At 42.4% G+C, this 10,308-nt stretch carries 8 protein-coding genes and 12 tRNA genes; 19 read left to right on the top strand and 1 reads right to left on the bottom strand.

All coding sequences use genetic code 11. The features are described from left to right. Nucleotides 1-53 precede the first annotated feature (53 nt). From AB3329_RS09410 to AB3329_RS09330, 17 genes are all read left to right on the top strand, one after another. Nucleotides 54-126, top strand: a tRNA-Val gene (locus AB3329_RS09410). A 24-nt stretch (nt 127-150) separates the two neighbouring features. Next, nucleotides 151-221: transfer RNA gene (locus tag AB3329_RS09405), tRNA-Gly, on the top strand. A gap of 30 nt (nt 222-251) precedes the next feature. Continuing rightward, nucleotides 252-325 (top strand) — tRNA-Ile (locus AB3329_RS09400). Between the two features lie 10 nt (nt 326-335). Beyond that, nucleotides 336-407: transfer RNA gene (locus tag AB3329_RS09395), tRNA-Glu, on the top strand. A gap of 8 nt (nt 408-415) precedes the next feature. Beyond that, nucleotides 416-505 (top strand) — tRNA-Ser (locus tag AB3329_RS09390). A gap of 82 nt (nt 506-587) precedes the next feature. Continuing rightward, a tRNA-Met gene (locus AB3329_RS09385) sits at nt 588-661 on the top strand. A gap of 15 nt (nt 662-676) precedes the next feature. Next, nucleotides 677-749: transfer RNA gene (locus AB3329_RS09380), tRNA-Phe, on the top strand. Nucleotides 750-770: 21 nt separating this feature from the next. Next, nucleotides 771-851, top strand: a tRNA-Tyr gene (locus tag AB3329_RS09375). A gap of 4 nt (nt 852-855) precedes the next feature. Then, nucleotides 856-926 (top strand) — tRNA-Trp (locus AB3329_RS09370). A gap of 15 nt (nt 927-941) precedes the next feature. Beyond that, a tRNA-His gene (locus AB3329_RS09365) sits at nt 942-1,014 on the top strand. Nucleotides 1,015-1,022: 8 nt separating this feature from the next. Next, nucleotides 1,023-1,094: transfer RNA gene (locus AB3329_RS09360), tRNA-Gln, on the top strand. A 12-nt stretch (nt 1,095-1,106) separates the two neighbouring features. Beyond that, nucleotides 1,107-1,190, top strand: a tRNA-Leu gene (locus tag AB3329_RS09355). Nucleotides 1,191-1,291: 101 nt separating this feature from the next. After that, nucleotides 1,292-1,846: a cysteine hydrolase family protein gene (locus AB3329_RS09350; RefSeq protein ID WP_368395758.1), complete on the top strand. Its 555-nt coding sequence runs from the start codon at nt 1,292-1,294 to the stop codon at nt 1,844-1,846. A gap of 281 nt (nt 1,847-2,127) precedes the next feature. Then, complete coding sequence (gene ispE / locus AB3329_RS09345; protein ID WP_368395756.1) at nt 2,128-2,973, top strand: 4-(cytidine 5'-diphospho)-2-C-methyl-D-erythritol kinase; 846 nt, start codon at nt 2,128-2,130, stop codon at nt 2,971-2,973. A 77-nt stretch (nt 2,974-3,050) separates the two neighbouring features. Continuing rightward, the gene (locus AB3329_RS09340; RefSeq protein ID WP_368395754.1) at nt 3,051-3,494 is read left to right on the top strand and encodes a zinc-dependent MarR family transcriptional regulator; all 444 of its coding nucleotides are present in this window, start codon (nt 3,051-3,053) and stop codon (nt 3,492-3,494) included. Nucleotides 3,495-3,496: 2 nt separating this feature from the next. Further along, entirely contained in the window at nt 3,497-4,207 is a 711-nt protein-coding gene (locus AB3329_RS09335) for a metal ABC transporter ATP-binding protein (protein ID WP_368395753.1), read from the top strand. Further along, on the top strand, nt 4,200-5,015 hold the full coding sequence (locus AB3329_RS09330; protein WP_438272903.1) for a metal ABC transporter permease: 816 nt from the start codon (nt 4,200-4,202) through the stop codon (nt 5,013-5,015). The genes AB3329_RS09335 and AB3329_RS09330 overlap by 8 nt, the downstream gene beginning before the upstream one ends. A 54-nt stretch (nt 5,016-5,069) precedes the next feature. On the opposite strand, the gene tyrS is transcribed toward AB3329_RS09330, so the two are convergent. Further along, nucleotides 5,070-6,326: a tyrosine--tRNA ligase gene (tyrS, locus tag AB3329_RS09325; protein ID WP_368395752.1), complete on the bottom strand. Its 1,257-nt coding sequence runs from the start codon at nt 6,324-6,326 to the stop codon at nt 5,070-5,072. Between the two features lie 106 nt (nt 6,327-6,432). Between tyrS and pbp1b the strand changes: the two genes are divergently transcribed. Beyond that, nucleotides 6,433-8,724, top strand: a complete 2,292-nt coding sequence (gene pbp1b / locus AB3329_RS09320; RefSeq protein WP_368395751.1) for a penicillin-binding protein PBP1B — start codon at nt 6,433-6,435, stop codon at nt 8,722-8,724. Between the two features lie 499 nt (nt 8,725-9,223). Next, nucleotides 9,224-10,063 (top strand): aldo/keto reductase, encoded by an 840-nt coding sequence (locus tag AB3329_RS09315; RefSeq protein WP_368395750.1) that lies wholly within the window; start codon nt 9,224-9,226, stop codon nt 10,061-10,063. Nucleotides 10,064-10,308: the final 245 nt, after the last annotated feature.

The following is a 10,308-nucleotide window of genomic DNA, read 5'->3' as shown; positions in this document are numbered from 1 at the left end:
TCGCAGCGAATAGCGCACGACAGGGGCCCAGGTTGAGCTAAACTCACATTCAAGGGAGTTTAGCTCAGCTGGGAGAGCATCTGCCTTACAAGCAGAGGGTCAGCGGTTCGATCCCGTTAACTCCCATGTTCTATTATTAGTAGGTAGAAAGCGGGTGTAGTTTAGTGGTAAAACTACAGCCTTCCAAGCTGTTGTCGCGAGTTCGATTCTCGTCACCCGCTTTTTATGATTTTGGTCCCCAAGTTTTTCTTGGGCGCGTAGCTCAGCTGGTTAGAGCGCACGCCTGATAAGCGTGAGGTCGGTGGTTCAAGTCCACTCGTGCCCATTTATTTTATGGTCCGTTGGTCAAGGGGTTAAGACACCGCCTTTTCACGGCGGTAACACGGGTTCGAATCCCGTACGGACTATATATACTGGAGGATTACCCAAGTCCGGCTGAAGGGAACGGTCTTGAAAACCGTCAGGCGTTTAACAGCGTGCGTGGGTTCGAATCCCACATCCTCCTTTAATAATCATCTAGTAGTTTTAGAAGTATTAGAAGATTATAGGTTATTTGCTTTGGCAAATGTATAGAGGTTTTATTTTATCGCGGGATGGAGCAGTTAGGTAGCTCGTCGGGCTCATAACCCGAAGGTCGCAGGTTCAAATCCTGCTCCCGCAATTGGGTATTCTTTTTGGCTCGGTAGCTCAGTTGGTAGAGCAATGGATTGAAGCTCCATGTGTCGGCGGTTCGATTCCGTCCCGCGCCATGATTAATATTATGATGATGCGGAAGGGTAGCGAAGAGGCTAAACGCGGCGGACTGTAAATCCGCTCCTTCGGGTTCGGGGGTTCGAATCCCTCCCCTTCCATCTTACGGGCATAGTTTAAAGGTAGAACTAAGGTCTCCAAAACCTTCAGTGTGGGTTCAATTCCTACTGCCCGTGTTTTTAGTTAATATGGCGGGTGTGGTGAAGTGGTTAACACACCAGATTGTGGCTCTGGCATGCGTGGGTTCGATCCCCATCACTCGCCTTTCATATTGGGGTATAGCCAAGCGGTAAGGCAAGGGACTTTGACTCCCTCATGCGTTGGTTCGAATCCAGCTACCCCAGTTAACAGTTTTTGCCGGCGTGGCGGAATTGGCAGACGCGCTGGACTCAAAATCCAGTGTCCTCACGGACGTGCCGGTTCGACCCCGGCCGCCGGTATAGTTTAAAGGCAAGTTTCTAGAACTTGTCTTTATTGTTTTTTTCTAGTCAAAGTTACTTACTGGTAATTTTTATGTCATCATTGATATTAGGAGCTCACTATGAAAACTGCTTTGTTACTTATTGATATGCAAAAAACGTTTAGGGATGGCTCTTGGGGGTTAAGAAACAATGAAGATGCAGAAGTAAATGCATCTTATTTGTTGGATTATTTTAGAAAAAATAATGGTCTTATAGTTCATGTCAAGCATAGGAGTGAAGATTCTCTGTCACGATTTTATTATAAGAATGAAGGCTATGAATTCCAAGATTTACTTTTACCTAAAGGTGATGAAATCGTAATTTCAAAAGAAGTAAATAGTGCCTTTATTGGAACAAATTTAAAAGAAGTTTTAGAGTTAAATAGCATTTCTAGGATTGTTATTGCTGGATTAACTGCACCGCACTGTGTTTCCACTACAATTCGTATGGCTGCCAATTTAGGCTACGAAACAATTTTAGTTGAAGATGCAACTGCTTCTTTTGCTTTAATTGATCATACAGGAAAAGAATTCTCACCTCAAGACATTCATGATATAACTTTAGCAACTTTACATGATGAATTTGGAACAATTGTTAGTACTGAAAATATATTATCTAGACCCCTATCCTTATAGTTGTTTTATGTATAAAATTTAGTGAATTTAACTTTTGAATTAAATGACTTTATTATATAAGTTGTCCAGCATCTTTTGTTTTGATGGATACAGATGATTGCTGATTATGTTTGTTATAAATAGAGCGATAGGCACTTCATTCCTGCTTTAGTCTTAGTAACAAAACTTTTGTTGGTATTTAAATTGAAAGTCAAAATCGTTATCATTGCATATTAAGTTCTCATAATGACATTATTTTTGTTATAATACTGGTAAGTATCTTATAAAAGGGTTCCGGTAGTATGTTAATCATAGAAAAAGCACCTGCGAAAATTAATTTAGGCTTGGATATTGTTGGAAAGAGAAATGATGGCTATCATGAATTGTCAATGTTGATGGCAAGTGTTGATTTAAATGATTATATTTCTATTTCTGAGATAGAAAGTGATGACATTATTATTGAATCCAACAGCCACCGAATGCCGGTAAATGAAAAGAACGATGTTTACAAGGCGGCTTCTTTGCTGAAAGAACGGTATGCTATTCAAAGCGGTGTTAAAATCTTACTAGAAAAAAGAATTCCTATTTGTGCCGGACTCGGCGGTGGTTCAACAGATGCTGCAGCTACTTTGCGAGCTTTAAACCGTTTTTGGAATTTAGGGCTTTCCTGCGAAAAACTGCAGGCTTTGGGTTTTGAGATAGGAAGCGATGTGCCTTACTGCATTCAAGGCGGCTATGCTGCTGTCAGCGGCAAGGGCGATATTGTAGAACCGCTGGCAGTGTCTATTTCCCCTTGGGTTGTTTTGGTAAAACCTGATTTTGGTGTTTCTACCCCTACGGTTTTCAAAGCTATCAATACCTCTATATCACGTGTCAATATTTCTTATTTAAGGGCGGCTGCTGAAGCAGGCGATTATCAGCAAATGCTTCACTATATGGGGAATTCTTTGGAAGATATTACGATTACAAGGAGACCATTTATCCAAAAAATTAAGGACCGTCTGATGAAGTGCGGAGCAGACACGGCTCTTATGACTGGGAGCGGACCGACAGTATTTGCGCTTTGTCAAAGCGAAAAGAAAGCAGACCGTCTTGTTAACAGCATGAAAGGGTTCTGCAGACAAGTTTATAAAGTCAGAGTTCTGTAGGAAGCAAAAGAAATTGCTTCTTTTTTAGTTTCATGCTATAATTAATTAACCAGTTAACAAAAAAGAGGAGGTGTTGGATGGAATCTCTAGATAAAAAATTGGATCATCTTGTTAAGAAGATTTTATTAAAAGCAGAAAATCAGCACGAGCTGCTTTTTGGTCCCTGTCAAAGCGGCGAAACACTGACAAATACTCAGGAGCATATTTTGATGCTTTTAGCACAGGAGAAATTAACGAATTCTGATTTGGCTAAACGGTTAAATATCAGTCAGGCAGCAGTTACTAAGGCTGTTAAAAGTCTCATTAAAAAAGACATGCTGGTTTCAGTCAAAGACAAGGGCGATGCCCGGGTAGTTTTTTTAACTGTGACAGAATCGGCTCGGCCTGTTGCTGAAGAGCATAGCCGGCATCATCGCCGTACTTTGGCTGTTTATCAGGAACTTCTATCGGATTTTACAGAAGAAGAACAGGCTGTTATTCGGCGTTTTTTAGCTGTCTTTGAACAGCGTTTAGAAAGGTGACAATGCGTTATATTACAGTTCAGAATTTATCTTTTCAGTATGACAACGATCCTGTTTTAGCTGAAGTGAACTACCACCTGGACAGCGGGGAGTTTGTTACTTTGACTGGCGAGAACGGTGCGGCAAAGTCAACATTGATTAAGGCAACCTTGGGAATTTTACGCCCCAAAACAGGTTCCGTAACAATGGCTAAAAAAAATATAAAGGGTCAGAAATTGCGGCTGGCTTATCTCCCGCAGCAAATTGCCAGTTTTAATGCTGGTTTTCCCAGTACGGTTTACGAATTTGTAAAATCCGGCCGTTATCCGCGTAAGGGCTGGTTTCGTCCGCTAACCAAGCACGATCAGGATCATATCAAAGCCAGTTTGGAATCTGTTGGAATGTGGGAGAATCGGCAGAAACAAATTGGGAATCTCAGCGGCGGCCAGAAGCAACGTGTTGTTATCGCACGTATGTTTGCCAGCGATCCGGATATATTTGTCTTAGATGAGCCGACAACCGGTATGGATACAGGAACAACAGAGACCTTTTATGAATTGATGGCTCACAGTGCGCATCAGCATCAGAAGGCAGTCTTAATGATTACACATGACTCAGAGGATGTGAAAGGTTATGTAGATCGCAATATTCATTTGGTTCGTAACCAGAATTTGCCTTGGCGCTGTTTTAATATCCATGAAAAAGATAATCGGGAGGACTTTGATAATGACTGAACTGTTGTCTTATGATTTTATGCAGCGAGCTTTATTAGCGGTTGTGGCAATCAGTACTTTTTCGCCCATTTTAGGGATTTTTCTTATTCTACGCCGTCAAAGCTTGATGAGCGACACACTGAGCCATGTTTCTCTGGCTGGGGTTGCCTTTGGTATTTGGCTGGGTTATTCGCCGACCTGGACAACGATTTTCATTGTGGTTTTGGCTGCTGTTTTACTGGAGTATCTCAGCCAGGTTTATCGCAATTACATGGAAATTGCGACGGCCATCTTGATGTCTATGGGGCTGGCAGTGTCACTGATTATCATGAGTCAGGCTGATAATGCCGGAAGTCTCAGTCTTGACCAATATTTGTTCGGCTCAATTATTACAATCAGTAAAGATCAGGTAACAGCTCTTTTTATTATTGCTGCCTTAGTTTTGTTGCTGACCGTGCTTTTTTTCAGACCAATGTATATTTTAACTTTTGATGAGGATACTGCCTATGTAGATGGTTTGCCGGTGCGGTTAATGTCTGTTCTTTTTAATATTGTGACTGGTATTGCCATCGCTTTGATGATTCCGGCTGCCGGAGCACTGCTGGTTTCGACTATTATGGTTCTTCCCGCCAGTATTGCTATGCGTATCGGTAAAAGTTTTAAGACGGTCATTGCTTTAGCAGTGGGTCTTGGCTTTATCGGGATGGTGTCAGGAATTTTTATTTCTTATTACGCTGAAACACCAGCCAGCGCAACAATTACCATGATTTTTATCAGTATTTTTCTGCTGCTTGCCCTAGGTAAAAAGCTACTCAAGGGCAGCAGGTAATAATCTGTCTTAAAAATAAATAAGAGAAGGCCGCCTTGCCTTCTCTTATTTGTTTTAGTAAGTTATCATAAAGTACTTTTTCTTGCCGCGGCGGATAACTGTCAGTTCATTATCGATCTTGTCTTTATCTGAAAGACTGTAGGCAGTATCCTGAACACGACTGCCGTTAATGTAAATGGCACCGTTTTGCAAATCTTCACGAGCCTGACGTTTAGAAGTGACAATTCCTGATGTGACAAGAATATCAACAATATTAAGGGAGTCCTGAGACTGGACGGCATAGTTAGGAACGTTACTGAGTCCCTGCCTAAGTTCTGCTGCTGTAAGCTTTTGGATGTTGCCGCTAAAGAGCTGCTCAGTGATATTAAGAGCTTCCTTATAGGCCGCTTCACCGTGGACAAGCGTTACCACTTCGCGCGCTAAGATTTTTTGTGCCAGGCGTTTATGGGGCTCGGCTTCGAATGACTTGCGAATATCTTCGATTTCTGTCAGCGGCAGGAAGGTGAAAATTTTAAGGAAGCGGACAGCATCTTCGTCCATAACGTTGAGCCAGAACTGGTACATTTCGTAAGGTGAGGTTTTGCTGGCATCGAGCCAGACGGCATTTCCTTCGGATTTTCCAAATTTTTTTCCTGTAGCATCAGTAATCAGCGGGACTGTGATAACATGTGAGACTTTATCAGCCTTGCGGCGCAAAAGTTCAGTTCCTGCGGTCATATTGCCCCATTGGTCGGAGCCGCCGATCTGAAGTGTCACACCGTAACGGCGGTTAAGCTCATAAAAGTCAAAGCCCTGCATAATCTGATAGGCAAATTCCGTGTAAGAAATCCCAGTCTCGATCCTCTTCTTGACAGATTCCTTGCTCATCATATAATTAACTGTAAAATATTTACCGACATCGCGCAAGAAATCAATAAAACTGATATCAGCAAACCAGTCGTAATTGTTAACCATCTCTGCTTTGTTGCTGCCGCTGTCAAAATTGAGGAAGTGGGAGAGCTGCGCCTGAATCTTGGCTACCCAACCGTCAACAGTTTCTTTTGTCTGCAGACTGCGCTCAGTATCCTTAAAAGATGGGTCGCCGATGAGCCCGGTAGCTCCTCCGACAAGAGGATAAGGCTTATGTCCGGCTAGCTGCAGATGGCGGCAGACAATAATTGGAACCAGATGCCCCAGATGGAGACTGTCTGCAGTAGGATCATAACCGGAATAAAAAGCAAGCTGCCCTTCTGTCAATGCTTTTTCCAGCGCTTCTTCGTCAGTTGTTTGAAAAATCAAACCGCGTTCTTTGAGTTCTTCAAAGATAGTCATGGTTTTCTCCTTATTCAGAAAGATATGTCACAGGCCATTATACCAAAAATGGGTCTTTATATGCAAGTACTGGTAAATTTGGTATAATATAGGTTGAGGTGCTGTCATGTTCAAGTGGAAAAATAAAAAAAGAAAACAAAATTTATCCCTCTGGGATTTTGGTTCTGTTAGTCTCAGAACCTTAAAATTAATGTCAGATTTTTTCTATGTCATGATTTTATTATTTGTTATGCTGGGAGCAGGGCTGGCCTTGGGCTATTTGGCCAGCCAGATTGACTCTGTTAAAGTTCCCAGTAAGGCAAGTTTAGTCAGTCAGGTAGAATCGCTGACCATGATTTCTAAGATGGATTATGCTGATGGCAGTTCGATTTCGGAAATTGATACTGATTTGCTGAGGACTCCTGTGGCAGGAGAAGCGATCTCGGATAATATAAAAGAGGCTGTTATTGCAACTGAAGACGAGAATTTTGCCAGTCACAACGGTGTTGTTCCTAAGGCAGTTTTTCGTGCAACTTTAGCCTCTGTCCTGGGTTTGGGAGAAACAAGCGGCGGTTCTACTTTGACCCAGCAGCTGTTAAAACAGCAAGTACTGGGAGACGATCCCACTTTTAAACGCAAATCGCGGGAGATTATTTATGCCTTAGCGCTGGAGCGGTATCTGAGCAAGGATGAAATTCTGACAGATTATCTGAATGTTTCCCCTTTCGGGCGCAATAACAGAGGAGAAAATATCGCCGGTGTTGAAGAAGCTGCTCAGGGTATTTTCGGGGTTTCAGCCAAGGATTTAACAATTCCTCAAGCTGCTTATTTGGCCGGACTTCCGCAAAGTCCGATTGTGTATTCCCCCTACACAGCAGATGGCCGTTTTAAGTCGGACGAAGATATAGCTTACGGACTGCAAAGGCAAGAAAATGTTCTTTACAATATGTACCGGACCGGAGTTTTGACCGCTGAGGAATACACATCTTATAAAGATTATGATATCCGCCAGGATTTTATTGAACCTGTAGCTGCTGAGACTGCTGAGCACGATTACCTTTATTATGCTGTACTGGAGGAAGCGCAGGATGCGATATATGCCTACCTTATCGAAAGGGATGAGGTCTCTAAACAGGACTTAAAAAATGATGAAACAAAGCTTGCTTACCGAAAAAAGGCACTTGAAGAACTGCAGCAGGGCGGTTATACGGTTAAAACAACTATCAATAAAAAAGTTTATGACGCTATGCAGGCGGCAGTCAGCCAGTACGGCGGTGTCTTAGATCAGGAAAGCTCCCAGAGAGTTGAAGTCGGAAATGTCTTGATGGACAATAAGACAGGTGCCATTCTGGGCTTTATCGGCGGCCGGGATTATGCACAGAATCAAAATAATCATGCTTTTGATACAGCCAGATCTCCGGGTTCCAGTATCAAGCCAATCATTGCTTACGGGCCGGCTATTGATCAGGGCTTAATGGGCAGTGCCAGTATGCTGTCGAATTACCCGACAACCTTCTCCAGCGGAGAAAAAATCATGCATGGAACTGATGAAGGAACCGCAATGATTAATTTGCAGGAAGCACTCAATACTTCTTGGAATATTCCTGCCTACTGGACCTATAAGCTTCTGCGTGACCAAGGTGTTGACGTTGAGAGTTATATGACAAAATTAGGTTATGATATCGCTGACTACTCTATTGAAAGTCTGCCCTTAGGAGGAGGGATTGAAACGACTGTCGAACAGCAGGTTAATGCTTATCAGATGATTGCCAACCGCGGTGTTTATCAGGAAGGTTACATGGTAGAGAGTATCACGGACAGTGAGGGCAAAACGATTTATGAGCATAAAGAAAATCCTGTTCGCGTTTTCTCAGCAGCGACTGCCACAATTTTAAATCAATTGCTGAGAGAGCCCATTACAAGCGGAGGCACAACAAAATTCTATGAAGATTTAAAAGGACTCAATGAAAATGCCGGGACGGCTGACTGGACAGGAAAAACTGGAACGACTGATAATTACTCGGATGTTTGGCTTATTGTCTCTACACCGACAGCTACTCTAGGTGGATGGGCCGGTAATGATGACAATGCGTCTCTGTCATCTTCATCCGGCTACAATTACAACGCCCAGTATATGGCTTATCTGGTTGATGCTATTCACGATGCTGATCCAGGGGTATTTTCTGTTTCGGAAAAATTTGGTTTGGATGACAGTGTTGTTAAGTCAACTGTTCTCAAATCAACAGGACTTCAGGCCGGGGCTGTCTCAGTTAACGGCCGCAATATTACAGTCGGCGGTGAAACGACAACAAGTTATTGGGCTAAAAATGGTGCTGGTTCTATGACTTATAAGTTTGCGATCGGCGGAACAGACAGTGATTATCAAAAAGCTTGGGCGGCACTCGGCGGGGGAAGCTGATTCCCTGTCTGGGCAGGTACAAAGTATTATTTTAAAGCTTTTAAAATCTGTTTTGAAAGTGCAAAAGAAAGACAGAGCTCAGATTTTGGCTGATTTGTTGCTGCCGCCTAGCTGCTGTCCAGCTGCTGTCCCTTTGGTTTTTAGAAATCAGTCAGCTATTCAGAGGGCATAGAGAGCAATGGAAAACCAATTTCTGATGTTTACTGGTTTCCCCCTTGCTCTCTTTCAGTTATTTAGGCCTCTTCACAGAGGCAACAGTTTTGCAAAAATGCTTGACTTGGACCTGCTCTAAGATGTTAGGATAAAGAGAAAAGACTTATAGGCTTTATCAGTCTTTTCTTGCCATTGCTGTTTTTATAGTTAAAAATAAAACTTTGTTCTCCGCACTTTCTGATTAGGAGTATTTGTCCATATTGTTTATGAACACGGAAGTATTTTATTTTTGATTATAGAGCAAGTATGTTATAATGTGGCCATTGTTAAACAGGAGGAGAAAATTATGGTTAAGGTTTATAAAATGAACGATGGGTTATCTATTCCCGCTGTTGGGTTTGGAACTTTTAAGGCGGCTGATGGAGAAGAAGCTTACCAGTCAACTTTGGCTGCTTTGAAAGCCGGTTACCGTCATATTGATACGGCAGCTATTTATCGTAATGAAGAAAGTGTTGGCCGTGCGATAAAAGACAGCGGTATTGCGCGAGAAGAACTTTTTATAACCACTAAATTGTGGAATGATTCACACAGCTATGAAGCCGCTAAAGAAGCTCTGGCAACATCCTTGGAAAAACTGCAGCTGGACTATGTTGATTTATATTTGATTCACTGGCCAAATCCTAAGGCAATTCGTGATCACTGGGAAGAAGGAAATGCTGAAGCTTGGCGCTATATGGAAGATGCGCAGCAGGCGGGGCTTATCCGATCCATAGGGGTCAGCAACTTTTTGGTGCATCATTTGGAAGCTTTAGCCAAAACTGCCAGAGTAACTCCGGCAGTCAACCAAATCCGTCTGGCTCCGGGCTGCTATCAAGAGGAAGTCGTTAATTATTGCCGGGAGCATAAGATTGTTATTGAAGCTTGGGGACCTTTGGGACAAGGAGAACTTTTTACAAATACTGAAATGCAAGCTCTGGCGGATAAATACGGTAAAACAATCGCCCAGCTTGCCCTTGCTTGGTCAGTATATGAAGGATTTTTGCCTTTGCCAAAATCTGTTCATCAGGATCGTATCAAGGAAAACCTGAATTTTGATGATATTAAATTGAGTGCAGAAGATGCTGAGCAAATTAAACAGCTGGCCGGTGCGACGCCAGCTCCTGATCCAGACAGCAAGGATTTTTAAGATTATAACGGGGTGGATGGATATCTTACCCCATTTTATATTATCCCAAATGAAGTCAAAGGGCTTAAAGCCTTGTTGTCAGGTTGTTTTCTAGTTATAAGGAATTGCGATAGTTTTTACTTCACTGTAGTTTTTTGCATCTTTTGTATTTTATGAATTAATCATGTCTTAAAATCCTAGTGAAAAGGTATGTTACACTAGCTTAGCTATTTCTGCTTAATGAATAGCATAGATGTCTGAAAACT

Origin of the sequence: Streptococcus huangxiaojuni, from assembly GCF_040930515.1 — a bacterium.
Classification (GTDB): domain Bacteria; phylum Bacillota; class Bacilli; order Lactobacillales; family Streptococcaceae; genus Streptococcus; species Streptococcus huangxiaojuni.
This window is presented reverse-complemented; position numbering and strand designations above follow the sequence as displayed.